Origin of the sequence: Sphaerisporangium rufum (assembly GCF_016863395.1) — a bacterium.
GTDB classification, from domain to species: domain Bacteria; phylum Actinomycetota; class Actinomycetes; order Streptosporangiales; family Streptosporangiaceae; genus Sphaerisporangium; species Sphaerisporangium rufum.
In genome coordinates, this window is sequence record NZ_BOOU01000001.1 from 19,672 (window position 1) to 35,406 (window position 15,735).

A 15,735-nucleotide genomic window follows, 5' to 3' on the forward strand; every position below is an offset into this window, starting at 1 on the left:
GCGTGGCCGGATGTCGGCGATACGACCGGCCGATGGGATCGGCCGGCCGGCACCCCGGTGCGGCCCGGCACCCGGGCCTCGTCCGGTCGTCGTCCCAGCCGACCGCGGTGCCGGCGGGCGCCTACCCCTTGTAGTTGAAGATCTGCCGCAGCGTGTGCTGGACCTCGACCAGGTCCCGCTGGTCGGCCATCACCTGGTCGATGGGCTTGTACGCCTCCGGGTGCTCGTCCACCAGCGTGGCGGCCCGGTCGGCGTTCCAGGTCCGGCCGCGCATCGCCTCGGTGAGCGAGGCGGCGGACAGCTCCCGCTTCGCCCGGGTGCGCGACATGCGGCGGCCCGCCCCGTGCGCGCAGGAGTGGTAGGAGTCGGGGTTGCCGCGGCCGCGGACGATGTAGGAGCGGGTGCCCATCGAGCCGGGGATGACGCCCTCATCTCCGGTATCGGCCTTGATGGCACCCTTTCGGGTGATCCACAGCTCCTTGCCGTGATGCGTCTCTCTTTGGGTGAAATTATGGTGGCAGTTGATCACGCGGACCCGGCGGCCGGTGCCGACCACCCGGAACAGCGCGTCCACCAGCACCCGGTCCATCCGGGCGCGCGACGCCATGGCGTACCGCTGGGCCCACAGCATGTCCTCGATGTAGGCGGTGAACTCCGGGGTGTTCTGCACCAGGTAGGCCAGATCCGGATCCTCCAGGCCGAGGGCCTGCTTCTTCATCAGCTTCTTGGCGCCCACGATGTGCATGGTGGCGAGCTGGTTGCCGATGCCACGCGAACCGGAGTGCAGCACCGTCCAGACCCGGTCTCGCTCGTCCAGGCAGACCTCCACGAAGTGGTTGCCGGACCCCAGGGTGCCGAACTGCTCGGCCACCTTCTTCTCCTGCTTGGGGTTCAGGCCGGTGTGCGGGTGGCCCAGCTCGCCCAGCGCGCGGTCCAGCGACCGGTCGGCGTGCCCCTTGCCCACCCCGGCCGGGATGCGCCGCTCCACCATGGGCATCAGCGGGGCGAGGGAGTCGGGCAGGTCGGCGGCGGTGAGCGTCGTCTCGGTGGCGACCATGCCGCAGCCGATGTCCACCCCCACCGCGGCCGGGATGATCGCCCCTTCGGTGGGGATCACCGACCCCACCGTGGCGCCGATGCCGACGTGCGCGTCCGGCATGAGCGCCACGTGACCCGACACGACCGGCAGGCGGGCGGTACGGGCCGCCTGCTCGACCGTGCCCGCGTCGATCTCGCTGGCCCATGACAGAAGGTTCGGTGCGACCTGGCTCGGCATGAGGATCTCTCCTTTGTGATCGAGATCTACTGTGGCCCGGTCCGGCCCGCCGATCCACCGATTATCCGCCGCCGCTCCCCCGGCCCCGGGCGCGCCTCACTAAGATGCGCCGGATGAGGCGGGTACTGATGTGGCTGCACGGCGGGGCCTGGATGATGCGCCCGGAAGGCGACCGCTCGGCCAAGGCCTACCAGCGGCACGGCCTTGAGGTGGTGCCGGCCACCTACCGGCTGAGCGGCGAGGCGAGGTGGCCGGCGCAACTGGCGGACGTGCGGGCGGCGGCCCGAGAGATCATGGCCGGCGATCCGGACGTCCGGCTGCTGGTCGCCGGGCACTCGGCGGGCGCCCATCTCGCGTTGCACCTGGCCCTGCGCGGCGTGAACCGGCCGGGCGACGTGGCCGCGGTGATCGCCGCCTCGCCGCCGACCGACCCGCTGGCCGCCGACTGGCCCGAAAGCCGGGAGGCCGGCAGCCCGTGGGCCCGCCTGCTCGGCCAAGTGCCGGCCGCCGGCGACCCGGCCACCGCGGACGTCACGGTCGCCAACCACGTGGGCACCGGCGTGCCGGTCCTGCTGCTGCACGGCGCGGACGACCAGGTGGTGCCGCCGACCCAGACCCTGGACCTGGCGAACGCCCTGCTGGCCGCCGGGCACCCGGTGACCGCCTACCTCTGTCCCGGCGGGCACGACCTGCGGCTGGACGACGCCGACGTCGAGCAGGTGGTCGCCGCCTTCCTGCGCGGGCCGGCCGCCGGCTGACCGGCCGCGGCCGGCGGCCGGCTCAGCTGCGGACGCCGTGGTCGCGGCGGATCTGCGCGGCGGCCTGCTTGATGCGCTCCTCGGTGCGCAGCAGCCGGGCCTCGGCCTCGTCGGTGCGCGCCTTGGCCGCCATCGTGCGGTTCCCGGTGCCCGAGCCCAGCCGCCGCCGCGTCCGGGCCGCCAGCTCGCGGATGCCCAACCTGTCGATGAATCCCATGGCCGCGCCTCCTCATCACATGCTCACTGAACGTCTCCACTCCCCCGGAGCGCGACGATCATGCATGTCTCCGGTGGAACCGCGGGTCAGCCGGGACGGCGGTCACCGCCGCGGCGCCGGGAGCGCTCGCGGTCGGCGGGCCAGACCGAGGGCAGGTCGTGCCGCCCGGACACGAACTCCTGGACCGCGATCTTCACCCGGATCACCGGCCGCCGCCAGCGGTGCTCCCGGTGCACGGCGCGGGCCATCTTGCCCTCGCTGGGCCGGCGCGAGCCCGGGGCGAAGAACCAGCGCGCCCAGGGCGACCCGGGGCGGGCCAGCCGCAGCGCGCCGACCACGAGCAGGACCGGCACGAACAGCCCGACCAGCCCGGTCCAGATCTTGCCCTTGAGCAGGGTGACCACCGCCAGGACGAGGTTGCCGGTGAGGATCGCGGCCGCCGTCCACCGGCCGCTCGCCGACGGATCGGGCGATTCCCAGCCGAGCGGGCGCAGGCCGAGCAGCAGGAGCAGGGTGACCGCGATGGCGACGAACACCGCGTCGACCGAGGCCCGTCCCTCCTCCGACCAGTAGACGTCGCGCAGGTGCAGGATGAGCGCGAACTCGTCCAGCACCAGGGCCGCGCCCACCCCGAAGATCGCCGCGGTGAGGGCGTACCAGCCGGAGGACAGGCCCGCGGTGACCAGCCCGGCGATTCCGCCGAGCAGCATGAGCACCACGCCGAACACCACGTGGTGGACGTGCACGTCGCCCACGCTGACGTTGCGGAACCAGCCGACCCGGGCCCGGATCAGCCGGACGTTCACCCGGGTGAACACGAAGGTGACGATCAGCGCGATCAGGAAGCAGAACAGCGGCAGCCGGCCGTTGTCGACGATCCTCTCGGCGAACCATTCCCCCACGCGCATCCCCCGTCGCCAGGCTACGTCTCCGTCCCGGGCGGCCCGTCCGGCCGGCGTGCCCTCGCCGGGCGCCGCGCGCCCCTCGACCGTGATCGGTGCCGTCAGGCGTGGAACGCCTGGAAGGCCCGCGGTCGTTCCCGCGGCGGGTCGCGGTGACGCCGGCGGTGACGTTGACGGCGGGTCGGGGGTGCTGCTTGCATGCCACCAATGGTCTGGTCACAGGCCCGTGCCGGAGGGGGACGCCATGCTCACCGTCGACGAACTGCGCGAAGAGGTGGACGCGGGGCGGATCGACACCGTGCTGCTGGCGATCGCCGACATGCAGGGCCGCCTCCAGGGCAAGCGGCTGTCGGCCCGCTACTTCCTCGAGGAGGTGCTGGAGCACGCGGCCGAGGGCTGCAACTACCTGCTCGCGGTGGACGTGGACATGAACACCGTGGACGGGTACGAGATCTCCTCCTGGGAGCACGGTTACGGCGACTTCGTGATGAAACCCGACCTGAGCACGCTGCGCCGGCTGCCGTGGCAGGAGGGGGCCGCGCTGGTCATGGCCGATCTGGTGTGGGCGGACGGCACCCCGGTCGTGCCCTCGCCCCGGCAGATCCTGCGCGGCCAGCTCGACCGGCTGGCCGGGCGCGACTGGGCGGCCTACGTCGGCACCGAGCTGGAGTTCGTGGTGTTCAACGACAGCTACGAGAGCGCCTGGTCCAGTGGCTACCGTGACCTCACCCCCGCCAACCAGTACAACGTGGACTACTCGCTGCTCGGCGGGGCCCGGGTGGAGCCGCTGCTGCGGCGGATCCGGCTCGGCATGGAGGGCGCCGGCCTGTACGTCGAGTCGGCGAAGGGAGAGTGCAACCTGGGCCAGCACGAGATCGCCTTCCGGTTCACCGACGCCCTGGCCACCTGCGACAACCACTCGATCTACAAGAGCGGGGCCAAGGAGATCGCCGCCCAGCAGGGCATGTCGATCACCTTCATGGCCAAGCCGAACCGGCGGGAGGGCAACTCCTGCCACATCCACATCTCGCTGCGCGGCACCGACGGCGCGACGGTGATGGCCGGGGACGGCCCGCACGGGCTGTCGCGGCTCGGCGAGCACTTCATCGCCGGCCAGCTCGCCGCGCTGCGCGAGTTCACCCTGCTGCTGGCGCCGAACATCAACTCCTACAAGCGGTACGTTCCGGGCAGCTTCGCCCCGACGGCCGTCCGCTGGGGGGTGGACAACCGCACCTGCGCGCTGCGCCTGGTCGGGCACGGCCCCTCGCTGCGGGTGGAGAACCGGGTGCCCGGCGGGGACGTCAACCCGTACCTGGCGGTGGCCGGGCTCATCGCGGCCGGGCTGCACGGCATCGAGAACGAGCTGCCGCTGGAGGAGCCGTGCACCGGCAACGCCTACACCTCCGGGGCGGAGACGGTGCCGGCCACGCTGCGCGACGCACTGGCGCTGTGGGAGGGTTCGGAGATCGCCAAGGCGGCGCTGGGCCAGGACGTCGTCGGCCACTACGCCAACAACGCCCGGGTGGAGCTGGCGGCGTTCGACGCGGCGGTGACCGACTGGGAGCTGTACCGCGGCTTCGAGCGGATGTGACGCGGCGCCTGGATCGGGCACGGTCGATCGGGCACGGTCGATCGGGGCCCGCGCGCGAGGAGGAACGGTGAAGATCATCAATCCGGCCACCGAGGAGGTACTGGCCGACGTCGAGCTCGCCGACGCGGCCGAGACCGACCGCGCGGTGGCCCGGGCGCGGGCGGTGCTCGGCCCGTGGCGGCAGGTCGCGCCGGGTGACCGGGCCCGGCTGCTGCGGCGGTTCGCCGAGCTGGTCGACCGGCACGCCGGCGAGCTGGCCGGGCTGGAGACCGCCAACGCCGGGCACCCGGTGGGCAACGCCCGCTGGGAGGCGGGCAACGTCCGCGACGTGCTGCACTTCTACGCCGGGGCGCCCGAACGCGACCACGGCCGGCAGATCCCGGTCCCCGGCGGGGTGGACATCACCTTCGCCGAGCCGCTCGGCGTGGTGGCGGTGATCGTGCCGTGGAACTTCCCCATGGTGATCATGATGTGGGGCGCCGCCCCGGCGCTGGCGGCCGGCAACACGGTGATCGTGAAACCGGCCGAGCACACCCCGCTGACCGCGCTGCGGCTGGCGGAGCTGGCCCTTGAGGCGGGCCTGCCCGAGGGGGTGCTGCAGGTGCTGCCCGGCGCGGGGGAGGTGGCCGGGGCACGGCTGGCCGAGCACCCCGGAGTCAACAAGATCGTGTTCACCGGGTCCACCGAGGTGGGCCGGCAGGTGGCCGCCGCGGCGGCGCGCACCGTCAAGCGGGTGACGCTGGAGCTCGGCGGCAAGAACGTCAACGTGGTGTTCGCCGACGCCGACCTGGAGCGCGCCGCGGCCACCGCGCCGATGGCCGCCTTCGACAACAGCGGCCAGGACTGCTGCGCCCGCTCCCGCGTCCTGGTCGAGCGCCCGGTGTACGAGGAGTTCCTCGACCGGCTGGTGGACGCGGCGCGGGCGCTGAACGTCGGCGACCCGCGCGATCCGGCCACCGACCTCGGGCCGCTGATCAGCGCCGAGCACCGGTCCCGGGTGGCGTCGTACGTCACCGGCACCCCGCACTTCCAGGGCGGCTGCCCGGCCGGTCCGGGGTTCTGGTTCCCGCCGACGGTGCTGACCCACGACTCACCCGCCGACCGGGCGTTCACCGAGGAGATCTTCGGGCCGGTGGTCGGTGTGGTCCCGTTCGACGGCGAGGCGGAGGCGGTGCGGATCGCCAACGACACCGACTACGGGCTGTCCGGGTCCATCTGGACCAGGGATGTGGGCCGGGCGCTGCGCACCGCGCGGGCCATCGAGGCGGGCAACCTGTCGGTCAACTCGCACTCGTCGGTGCGCTACTGGACCCCGTTCGGCGGGTTCAAGCAGTCCGGGCTCGGCCGCGAGCTGGGCCCGGACGCGCTGGCCGCCTTCACCGAGACCAAGAACGTGTTCATCGCCTGCTGAGCCGAAACCACCACCGTCTCTCCACACCCACCGGGGGTCGTCACCTATGCAACGTCTGCGGGACCGGGTCGCCGTGATCACCGGCGCGGCGGGAGGCATCGGGCTGGCCACCGCCCGCCGCTTCGCCGAGGAGGGCGCCACGGTGGTGTGCGCCGACCTGGACGAGGAGGGCGGCGCGAAGGCCGCCGAGGAGGTGGGCGGCCTGTTCGTCCGGGCCGACGTCGCCGACGAGGCGGATGTGGCGCGCCTGTTCGAGACGGCCTTCGACACCTATGGCAGCGTGGACATCGCGTTCAACAACGCGGGCATCTCGCCGCCGGACGACGACTCGATCCTGTCCACCGGGATCGAGGCCTGGCGGCGGGTGCAGGACGTCAACCTCACCAGCGTCTACCTGTGCTGCAAGCACGTGATCCCGTACATGCGCCGGCAGGGCAAGGGGTCGATCATCAACACCGCGTCGTTCGTGGCGGTGATGGGCTCGGCCACCTCGCAGATCTCCTACACCGCCTCCAAGGGCGGCGTGCTGGCCATGTCCCGCGAGCTCGGCGTGCAGTTCGCCCGGGAGGGCATCCGGGTCAACGCGCTGTGTCCCGGGCCGGTGGACACCCCGCTGCTGCGCGAGCTGTTCGCCAAGGACCCCGAGCGCGCGCAGCGGCGCCTGGTGCACGTCCCGATGGGCCGGTTCGCCGAGGCCGCGGAGATCGCCGCCGCGGTCGCCTTCCTGGCCTCCGACGACGCGAGCTTCATCACCGGCGCGGAGTTCCTGGTGGACGGCGGCATCTCCGGCGCCTACGTCACCCCGCTGTAGGCGCCGGTGTCCCGCCCGCTGATCGGTATCACCTGCTACGTGGAGGAGGCCGCCTACACCGTGTGGCGGACTCCGGCCGCGCTGCTGCCCTACGACTACGTCGAGCACGTGGCCCGGGCCGGCGGCCAGCCGGTCCTGCTGCCGCCGGCCGGCGATCCCGGCGCGCTCGCCGGGCGGCTGGACGGGCTGATCGTGGCCGGCGGCGGCGACCTGGATCCGGCGCGGTACGGCGCGCCCGCTCACCCCCGGACCGGCTACGTCCGGCCGTTCCGGGACGGCGCGGAGTTCGCGCTGACGGCGGCCGCGCTGGCCGGCGGGCTGCCGTACCTGGGCATCTGCCGGGGGCTGCAGGTGCTCAACGTCGCGCTCGGCGGCACCCTGCACCAGCACCTGCCCGAGGTGGTCGGGCACGACGGCCACTCCCCCGCCCCCGGCCGGTACGGCCACCTGCCGGTCCGGCCGGAGCCGGGCAGCGCGCTGGCCGGCATCCTCGGCGCCGGGCCGGTGGACGTCGCGCACTACCACCACCAGGCCGCCGACCGGCCGGGCACCGGTCTGGTGGTCTCGGCGACCGCCGAGGACGGCACCGTCGAGGCCGTGGAGCTGCCGGAACACCCCTTCGCCCTGGCCGTGCAGTGGCACCCGGAGACCGGCCGGGAAGGGCACCTTTTCGAGGCGCTGGTCGCCGCCGCGCGCCTGGGCGGGCATTGGTAGGGTGGGCCGAGCACCGATCATCCCGTGCGGGAGAGCGCCCTGGCACCCGGCCAGGTCCCCTGAAGGAGCAAGCCCTCCCCGCGAACCTCACAAGGCAAAGGACCGCGCGGGCCAGGTGATCTCTGGAAAGCAGGCCGCGCCATGGTCTCGCCGAAGGTGAAAGTCCGGTAAATACCGGGCGAAACTCTCAGGCACCGATGACAGAGGGGGAGGATGCTCTCATCCGATCCTGTCTGAGGTGCGCATCATGTCCAGATCCACACCACTGCGCGAGGTGCACGAGAGCCTCGGCGCGACGCTCACCGACTTCGCCGGCTGGCTGATGCCGCTGCGGTACGGCAGCGAGTCCGCCGAGCACAACGCGGTGCGCACGGCCGCGGGGCTGTTCGACCTGTCGCACATGGGCGAGATCTTCGTGACCGGCCCGCAGGCGGGCGAGGCGCTGGACCACGCGCTGGTCGGGCACCTGTCCGCGCTCGCCCCCGGTCGCGCCAGGTACACCATGATCTGCGCACCGGACGGGGGCGTGCTGGACGACCTGATCGTCTACCGGCTCGCCGCCGAGGAGTTCCTCGTGGTGGCCAACGCCTCCAACTACGCGCGGGTGGCCGCCGAGCTGGCCGAGCGGGCCGCCGGCTTCCAGGCCGACGTCGAGGACCGCTCCGACCGGTACGCGCTGGTCGCGATCCAGGGGCCTCGCGCCGAAGAGATCCTCGGCACGCTCACCGACGCCGACCTGCCCTCGCTGAAGTACTACGCGGGCCTGCCCGGCACCGTCGCCGGCATCGACGCCCTCATCGCCCGTACCGGCTACACCGGCGAGGACGGCTTCGAGCTGTTCGTCGCCGCCGGGGACGCGGTGGCGCTGTGGCAGGAACTCGCCAAGGCCGGCGACGCGCACGGGCTGCGACCGGCCGGGCTGTCCGCCCGCGACACCCTGCGGCTGGAGGCGGGCATGCCGCTGTACGGCAACGAGCTCAACGCCGGCCTCACCCCGTTCGACGCCGGCCTCGGCCGGGTGGTCAAGTTCGACAAGCCCGGCGACTTCGTCGGCCGGGCCGCGCTCGCGCCGCTGAAGGACGTCCCGCCGCGCCGCCGGCTGGTCGGGCTGGTCGCCCGTGGCCGCCGGGTGCCGCGCCACGGCTATCCTGTGGTGCTCCCGGCCGACGGTGCCGTCGTCGGCGAGGTGACCAGTGGCGCGCCCTCCCAGTCCCTCGGCAAGCCGATCGCGATGGCGTACGTGGACACCGAGGTGTCCGAAGGCGTGGCGGTCGACATCCGTGGTAGCCATGAACCGGTCGACCTCGTTGACCTGCCTTTCTATCGGAGGAACACGTGAGCAGCATTCCCGAGGAGCTCAGCTACACCAAGGAGCACGAGTGGGTGGCCGGACCGGCCGACGGCGTCGTGACCGTCGGCATCACGGCCTTCGCCGCGGACGCGCTCGGTGACGTGGTCTACGTCCAGCTCCCCGAGGCGGGCGCCACCGTCGAGGCCGGGGACGCCGTCGGCGAGGTGGAGTCCACCAAGTCGGTCAGCGACATCTACGCCCCCGTGAGCGGCGAGGTCACCGAGGTCAACCAGGCCGTCGTCGATGACCCGTCCCTGGTCAACTCCGACTCCTACGGCGACGGCTGGCTGTTCCGCGTCCGGGTGGAGAACACCCCGGACGACCTGCTGACCGCCGAGCAGTACACGGCCGTCACCACCGCCGAATCCTGATCCTCCCTCCCGGCGGGCGGCTCGCGCCCGCCGGGACACCGCACCACGGCAGTTAGGACCCCCGATCAATGGCGATCAGCGTCTTCGATCTCTTCAAGATCGGTATCGGACCGTCGAGTTCGCACACCGGCGGCCCGATGGCGGCGGCGCACAAGTTCGCCCGGGGTCTGGACCAGGACGGCCTGCTGGACAAGGTCGCCCGGGTCGACGTGGTCCTCTACGGCTCGCTCGGGCTGACCGGCAAGGGCCACGGCAGCGACAAGGCGGTGCTGCTCGGCCTGTCCGGCGAGAAGCCCGAGCTGGTCGACGTGGACGCCGTCGAGGGCCGGCTGGCGACGATGCGCGAGTCCGGCACCGTCGCGCTGTACGGGCGGCGGGAGGTGCCGTTCGTCATCGGCGAGCACCTGGTGTTCGAGCGCAAGATCTCGCTGCCGCAGCACCCCAACGGCATGCGGTTCACCGCCGCCACCGCCGAGGGTGAGCCACTGCGCGAGAAGGTCTACTACTCGGTGGGCGGCGGCTTCGTGGTGGACGAGAACGCCACCGGCGCCGACCGGATCAAGGCCGACGACACCGAACTGCCCTATCCCTTCACCACCGCCGCCGAGCTGCTCGGCCACTGCGCGGACACCGGCCTGTCGGTCTCCGGGCTGATGCTGGAGAACGAGAAGGCGTTCGGCCGCACCGAGGCGGAGATCCGTGCCGGGTTGCTGAACCTGTGGCAGGTCATGTCCGAGTGCGTGCGGCGCGGCATCGGCAAGGAGGGCGTGCTGCCCGGCGGGCTGAAGGTGCCGCGCCGCGCCCACCTGCTGCACCGGCGGCTGCAGACCGAGGCCCCGGAGAAGGACCCGCTGACCGTGATGGACTGGGTCACCCTGTTCGCGCTGGCGGTGAACGAGGAGAACGCCGCGGGCGGGCGCATCGTCACCGCGCCGACCAACGGCGCGGCCGGCATCATCCCGGCGGTGATGACCTACTACGACCGGTTCACCCCGAGCCCCGGCGAGGACTGCATGGTCCGCTTCCTGCTCACCGCAGGCGCGATCGGCGTGCTGTTCAAGGAGAACGCCTCCATCTCCGGCGCGGAGGTCGGCTGCCAGGGCGAGGTCGGCTCCGCCTGCTCGATGGCCGCCGCCGGGCTCACCGAGGTGCTGGGCGGCACGCCCGCGCAGGTGGAGAACGCCGCCGAGATCGGCATCGAGCACAACCTCGGGCTGACCTGCGATCCGATCGGCGGCCTGGTGCAGATCCCGTGCATCGAGCGCAACGCCGTCGCCTCCATCAAGGCCATCACCGCGGCCCGCATCGCGCTGCGCGGCGACGGCCGGCACTTCGTCAGCCTGGACAAGGCCATCAAGACCATGCGCGACACCGGCCGCGACATGCTCGACAAGTACAAGGAGACCAGCCGCGGCGGCCTCGCCGTCAACGTCATCGAGTGCTGACCCCGCCCTGGCGGGCCCGCTCTTCATCCGAACCACCTCCACTGCCGGCGGGATCGACGCATGCCCGGCGCCGGCTCTCCGCGGCCTGCCGGCACATCTATGTCGGCAACTGTTTGTAGTGTTATATTGCGATACAAACAGTTGGGAGTCGTCATGGACTTGGTACCGGACCTCGCACAGCCGGGACGAGCACGCCGGCTCGCCCTGGCCCTCCTACCGTCACTGGTCATGCTGCTCACCCCGCCGATCCTGGTCGCCGTGTTCGGCGATCGGCTGCCGCCTCGCGCCTACACCGGCGGACTAGTGGAGTTCGCCCCTTCATGGGACCGGTGGAAGTGGATGTCGGCACCGGTGGCGGTGATCTACGCGCTTGGGTTAGCCGTGATCTTCGTACGGTGGTGGCGCTGGCCGGGCCTGCAGCGATGGCTGGTCACCAGCAGCTTCGCCACCGCCGGCTTCATGGCCGGCACGGTCGGCGCCGGGCTCGGCGTGCTCATCGACGCGGACGGCCCGGTGCCGGAGCCGGGCTGGATGTTCCCGGTGGCATCGCTGGTCGCGCTGGCCGCGGGCCTGGCGGGATGGCACGCCGCCGGCCCACCGCCCACCGCCGGCACCCCCCAGGATCCGCCGCCCGCCGGCCTGCCCGCCATGACGCTCGGCTCCCAGGCCCGCGCGATCTACGTGGTGTCCGGCTGGTCCAATCGCCGGTTGCTCCGCGGGGTGGCGCTGCTGGCGTTCGCCGCACTGCTCCCGCTGATGCTGTCCCCCAGCTGGCCGACGGTGGCCATCTTCGTGATGATCGGCATGACGGAGCTGCTACAGGCCCGCACCCGGCTGCAGATCGATGGGAGAGGGATGGAGCTCACCCTCCCCTGGCTCGGACGGCTGCGACGCTTCGTACCGTATGCCGAGATACGCTCCGCCGAGGCGCGACCTTCGACGTCCGGGCGCGGGCTCGGTCTGGTCGGCGGCCCGCGCGGCTGGGGATACGTCAGCGGCCCAGGCCCGGTGCTGGCCCTTAGGCTGACCGACGGGCGGGAGTTCCTCTACTCCACCCGCGACGCCGAGTCCGCCGCAGCGCTGGTCAACGGCTCGCTCCACCGTCTACGCGAAGGAACGACCGGTGCTGATCGTCGTTGACCCGGCCTCCAACCAGCCGCTGGCCGACCAGGTGGCGGCCTCGGTACGGGCGGCGGTGGCCGACGGGACCGCCGGCCCGGGAGACCGGCTGCCCTCGGCCCGCAGCGTCGCGACCGCGCTCGACATCAACCTGCACACCGTGCTGCGCGGGTACCAGCAGCTGCGCGATGAGGGCCTGGTCGAGCTGCGCCGCGGCCGGGCCGCCACGATCACCCAGCTCGCCGCCGACCGCGGGCGCCTGCGACTGCGGGACGCCGCCGAGAGGTTCGCCGCGGCCGCCCGCCACCTCGGCGCGTCCGACGACGAGGCCGTCGCCGCCCTGCGCACCGCGCTGGCCGCCCGCTGATTCACTCCTCCGGCAGCGGCGGGGGGCTGCCGAAGACCCGGAGGGTCAGGGCGTGGACCTCGCGGTCCATGTTCTCCAGCCGGTCCAGCCGGCGATCCACCGCGTCGAACCGCCGATCCACCCGCCGATCCACCGCGTCGAACCGCCGGTCCACCTCGGCGAACCGCCGGTCCACCTCGGCGAACCGCCGGTCGACGTCGGCGAACCGCAGATCGACCTTCTCGAAGCGGGCGATCATCTCTGACCGCAGCCCGCCGATCTCCGACCGCAGCTCGCCGCGTAACCCGCCGATCTCCGACTTCAAGGTCCGCACCGTCAACCCGATGACGGTGACGAACCCCGCCGCCATCATTCCGATCACCGACCAGATCTGCGCCACGGTCATGATGGTAGCCACCCCTTCCCGCTCCGTGATGGACACATCACGAATCGTGGCGACAGGCGGGGAGCCCTGGCAGGACCGAGCGACGTTCTGTGGATAACGTGACCGCCCCGCCGTTCCGGCCGAATCCGACGGCGGGGCGACGACCGGCGGACGAGCGTCCGCGGCCGGCCACTCCTGGCACATCATGAGTCCAGAGGGCCGAGGCCGATCACCGGACCCGCAGCTCAGGTGGTGGCCCCGGCGGACACGCCCGTCCGCCGGGCGGGCCGGAGGGCGAGGGCGACCAGCAGGGCGGCGGCCAGGCAGAGAGCGGTGTTGGCGGTGATGGCGGTGGAGATCCCCGAGAGCACCTCCGCGACGGCTTCCCCGCCGCCGGGCGAACCGATCCGGGCGGCCACGATCGCCGACATGACCGGGATGCCGAGCGTGATGCCGATCTGCTGGCTCATCGTGGCCAGCCCGGTCGCCAGACCTTGCTCGCCGTCCGGCAACCCGGACGTGGCGGTGACCATGAAGCCGACGATGGCCGTCAGGTTCGCCACCCCGCCGACGAAGGTGACGGCCAGCAGCACCGGCATCCAGGACGAGCCCGGGCCGAGGAAGATCAGCGGAGCCGTCGCGGCCGCCTGGACGACCAGCCCCGCACAGATGGCGCCGGCTCCACCCAGCCGCCCGACGACCCTGGGCCCGAGCAGGCCGCCGAGCACGGTGCCCGCGCCGAGCACCGCGAAGGACAGCCCGGCGACCAGCGCCGAGTAGCCGAGCACCTTCTGCAGGTAGAGGGTGAGCAGGAAGACCAGCGAGGTCTCGGTGGCGAAGGCGAGCAGGCCCGCGAGGTTCCCGATGCCCACCGCCGGACGACGCAGGATCCGGACCGGCACCAGCGGTGCACCGGCCCGCCGCTCGATCCGCACGAAGGCGGCCAGCAGGACCGCGGCGGCGGCGAGCCAGACCAGCGCGGCCGGGTCGGTCCAGGACCGCTCCCCGGCGAGCGTCAGGCCGTACACCAGAGCGAGCAGGCCGGCGGTGACGGTCACCGCGCCGGGGACGTCCAGCCGCGGGCGCCCGGCGCGCGGCGGTTCCCGAAGGACGGCCGGCGCGACCAGCAGCACCGCGGCCGCGACGACCACGTTCACGAAGAACGCCCAGCGCCAGCTGAGCAGGTCGGCCAGCACGCCGCCGAGAATGGCCCCGGTGGTGAAGCCGGCGGCCATCAGCGCCCCGTTCAGCCCGAGCGCCCGGTCCCGGGCGGGACCCTCGCGGAACGAGGTGGTGAGCAGGGAGAGCGCCGCCGGGACGACCGCGGCGGTGGCCAGGCCCTGGCCGACCCGGGCGGCCAGCAGCACCGGTGGGCTGCCGGCGATCCCTCCGGCCAGCGACGACACCCCGAGCAGCGCGATCCCGCCGAGGAACAGCCGCCGCCGGCCGAACAGATCCGCGATCCGGCCGAAGAGCAGGGTGAAGCCCGCGGCGGCCAGGGCGAAGGAGGTGGCGATCCATTGCAGGTCCGGCAGTGCGAACCCGACGTCACGCCCGATGAGCGGCAGCGCGACGTTGAGGATGGAGAAGTCGACGGCGAGGGTGAAACTCGCGGTCAGCAGGACGGCGAGGATCCATCGTTCCCGGCCGGTCATCCCGCCGGAGGTGGCGGGCGGGGAGTCCGGCGGGCCGGTCCGCGGATGGCGTGTCATGTGCGATCCCTTCGGGCTGAGTGCCCTTTCACCCTGCGCACCACCGGCCGGTGCAGCCAGGACCCGGGCGAGGCCACCCACCGGCTGCCTGGCACCGGCAGGGACAGGCAGCCGGCGCCCGGTTCAGGCAGGATGGTGGCCATGAGACGCGACGGCGAGCCGGCCACCGGCGAACTCGGCGCCTTCCTGCGCGGCCGGCGGGCGCGGCTGACCCCCCAGGACGCCGGCCTGGTCTCCTACGGCGCCCGCCGGGTGCCCGGCCTGCGCCGGGAGGAGCTGGCGCAGCTGGCCGGGGTCAGCATGACCTACTACACCCGGCTGGAACAGGGGCAGAGTGCCAACGCCTCCGAGTCGGTCATCGAGTCGCTGGCCCGGGCCCTGATGCTGGACGACGACGAACGCCGGCACCTGCACGACCTGGCCCGGCCCCGGCCGGCCCGGCGCCGCCGGACGGCCCGCCCGGAGGTGGCCCGGCCGGGCACCCGCCGGTTGATCGACGCGATGCGCGAGGTGCCCGCGGTGATCCTCGGGCGGCGCAGCGAGGTGCTGGCCTGGAACCGGCTCGGGCACCGGCTGCTCGCCGGCCACCTGGACGAGGCCGCGCCGGACCGCCCGGCCGACCGGCCGAATCTCACCTGGATGCTCTTCCTGGACCCGCACACCCGCGAGCTGTACTCCCGGTGGGCGGAGGAGGGCGATCGTGCGGTGGCGTCGCTGCGGCTGGTGGCCGGGCGCCATCCGGACGACCCGGAGCTGACCGCTTTGATCGGCGAGCTGTGCGTCAAGAGCCCGGAGTTCGCCGCCCGCTGGGCCCGGCACCCGGTACGCAGGTGCCTGTCCGGTACGAAGCACCTGCGCCACCCGGAGCTCGGCGACCTGGAGCTGGAGTTCGAGGTACTCGACCTGGCCGACGAGACCGGGCACCGGATGATCACCTACACCGCGGCGCCCGGCACCTACTCGCAGGCGGCGCTCCAGTTGCTCGCGGCCGGCGCCCCGGCCGAGCCGCCGATGGCCCGGCACGGCGGCGCGGCCGGCGAACCCCGCCGATGATCGCTCCCGCGGTCACCGCCCGATCGCCGGCCCCGTCCCGCCGGTGCGGTCAGAGGTCGCCCCACCTGACGCCGGTGACGAACACCGACCACTCGTCGGCCGAGCAGGTGAGAACAGGCTCATCGACCCGCGTGCTGTCGCGGACCGCCCGCACGCCGGAGCGCCAGGCCACCTCGACACACTCCCCCTGATCGGCGCTGTAGCTGCTCTTGTACCAATGCGACTCGTGCGGGAGTGGCCGCTCGACCGGCCATGGCGATCCGGACATGGCGC

17 protein-coding genes and 2 riboswitches are annotated in these 15,735 nt (G+C 72.9%); of the genes, 11 read left to right on the forward strand and 6 right to left on the reverse strand.

Translation table 11 applies throughout. The features are described 5' to 3' along the window. Positions 1 to 121: 121 nt before the first annotated feature. Entirely contained in the window at positions 122 to 1,276 is a 1,155-nt protein-coding gene (locus Sru01_RS00075) for an RtcB family protein (RefSeq protein ID WP_203981707.1), read from the reverse strand. A gap of 113 nt (positions 1,277 to 1,389) precedes the next feature. Here Sru01_RS00075 and Sru01_RS00080 point away from each other — a divergent pair, with 113 nt between their 5' ends. Continuing rightward, positions 1,390 to 2,034: an alpha/beta hydrolase gene (locus tag Sru01_RS00080; protein ID WP_203981708.1), complete on the forward strand. Its 645-nt coding sequence runs from the start codon at positions 1,390 to 1,392 to the stop codon at positions 2,032 to 2,034. A 22-nt stretch (positions 2,035 to 2,056) separates the two neighbouring features. Here Sru01_RS00080 and Sru01_RS00085 read toward each other — a convergent pair whose 3' ends face one another. Then, positions 2,057 to 2,251: a hypothetical protein gene (locus Sru01_RS00085; protein WP_203981808.1), complete on the reverse strand. Its 195-nt coding sequence runs from the start codon at positions 2,249 to 2,251 to the stop codon at positions 2,057 to 2,059. 86 nt (positions 2,252 to 2,337) lie between these two features. Continuing rightward, complete coding sequence (locus Sru01_RS00090) at positions 2,338 to 3,159, reverse strand: hypothetical protein (protein WP_239136635.1); 822 nt, start codon at positions 3,157 to 3,159, stop codon at positions 2,338 to 2,340. 238 nt (positions 3,160 to 3,397) lie between these two features. Between Sru01_RS00090 and Sru01_RS00095 the strand changes: the two genes are divergently transcribed. From Sru01_RS00095 to Sru01_RS00135, 9 genes are all read left to right on the forward strand, one after another. Beyond that, positions 3,398 to 4,744, forward strand: a complete 1,347-nt coding sequence (locus tag Sru01_RS00095) for a glutamine synthetase family protein (protein ID WP_203981709.1) — start codon at positions 3,398 to 3,400, stop codon at positions 4,742 to 4,744. A gap of 67 nt (positions 4,745 to 4,811) precedes the next feature. Then, the gene (locus Sru01_RS00100) at positions 4,812 to 6,155 is read left to right on the forward strand and encodes an aldehyde dehydrogenase family protein (RefSeq protein ID WP_203981710.1); all 1,344 of its coding nucleotides are present in this window, start codon (positions 4,812 to 4,814) and stop codon (positions 6,153 to 6,155) included. 46 nt (positions 6,156 to 6,201) lie between these two features. Continuing rightward, entirely contained in the window at positions 6,202 to 6,966 is a 765-nt protein-coding gene (locus tag Sru01_RS00105; RefSeq protein WP_203981711.1) for a 3-oxoacyl-ACP reductase, read from the forward strand. Positions 6,967 to 6,972: 6 nt separating this feature from the next. Continuing rightward, entirely contained in the window at positions 6,973 to 7,680 is a 708-nt protein-coding gene (locus Sru01_RS00110) for a gamma-glutamyl-gamma-aminobutyrate hydrolase family protein (protein WP_203981712.1), read from the forward strand. A gap of 17 nt (positions 7,681 to 7,697) precedes the next feature. Further along, positions 7,698 to 7,795: riboswitch (glycine riboswitch) on the forward strand. Then, positions 7,796 to 7,894: riboswitch (glycine riboswitch) on the forward strand. Positions 7,895 to 7,927: 33 nt separating this feature from the next. After that, positions 7,928 to 9,019: a glycine cleavage system aminomethyltransferase GcvT gene (gene gcvT, locus Sru01_RS00115; RefSeq protein WP_203981713.1), complete on the forward strand. Its 1,092-nt coding sequence runs from the start codon at positions 7,928 to 7,930 to the stop codon at positions 9,017 to 9,019. After that, positions 9,016 to 9,402, forward strand: a complete 387-nt coding sequence (gene gcvH, locus Sru01_RS00120; RefSeq protein WP_203981714.1) for a glycine cleavage system protein GcvH — start codon at positions 9,016 to 9,018, stop codon at positions 9,400 to 9,402. Before gcvT ends, gcvH begins: the two co-directional genes overlap by 4 nt. A gap of 68 nt (positions 9,403 to 9,470) precedes the next feature. Continuing rightward, entirely contained in the window at positions 9,471 to 10,847 is a 1,377-nt protein-coding gene (locus tag Sru01_RS00125; protein ID WP_203981715.1) for an L-serine ammonia-lyase, read from the forward strand. 153 nt (positions 10,848 to 11,000) lie between these two features. Further along, positions 11,001 to 11,987: a hypothetical protein gene (locus Sru01_RS00130; RefSeq protein ID WP_203981716.1), complete on the forward strand. Its 987-nt coding sequence runs from the start codon at positions 11,001 to 11,003 to the stop codon at positions 11,985 to 11,987. Then, positions 11,971 to 12,333 (forward strand): GntR family transcriptional regulator, encoded by a 363-nt coding sequence (locus Sru01_RS00135; RefSeq protein WP_203981717.1) that lies wholly within the window; start codon positions 11,971 to 11,973, stop codon positions 12,331 to 12,333. Before Sru01_RS00130 ends, Sru01_RS00135 begins: the two co-directional genes overlap by 17 nt. Before the next feature lies 1 nt (position 12,334). Here Sru01_RS00135 and Sru01_RS00140 read toward each other — a convergent pair whose 3' ends face one another. After that, positions 12,335 to 12,730, reverse strand: a complete 396-nt coding sequence (locus Sru01_RS00140) for a hypothetical protein (protein WP_203981718.1) — start codon at positions 12,728 to 12,730, stop codon at positions 12,335 to 12,337. Positions 12,731 to 12,942: 212 nt separating this feature from the next. After that, on the reverse strand, positions 12,943 to 14,409 hold the full coding sequence (locus Sru01_RS00145; protein WP_203981719.1) for an MFS transporter: 1,467 nt from the start codon (positions 14,407 to 14,409) through the stop codon (positions 12,943 to 12,945). A gap of 141 nt (positions 14,410 to 14,550) precedes the next feature. Here Sru01_RS00145 and Sru01_RS00150 point away from each other — a divergent pair, with 141 nt between their 5' ends. Beyond that, entirely contained in the window at positions 14,551 to 15,462 is a 912-nt protein-coding gene (locus Sru01_RS00150; protein ID WP_239136636.1) for a helix-turn-helix transcriptional regulator, read from the forward strand. 49 nt (positions 15,463 to 15,511) lie between these two features. Here the strand turns inward: Sru01_RS00150 and Sru01_RS00155 are convergent, their stop codons facing one another. Further along, positions 15,512 to 15,730: a DUF397 domain-containing protein gene (locus Sru01_RS00155; protein WP_203981721.1), complete on the reverse strand. Its 219-nt coding sequence runs from the start codon at positions 15,728 to 15,730 to the stop codon at positions 15,512 to 15,514. Positions 15,731 to 15,735: the final 5 nt, after the last annotated feature.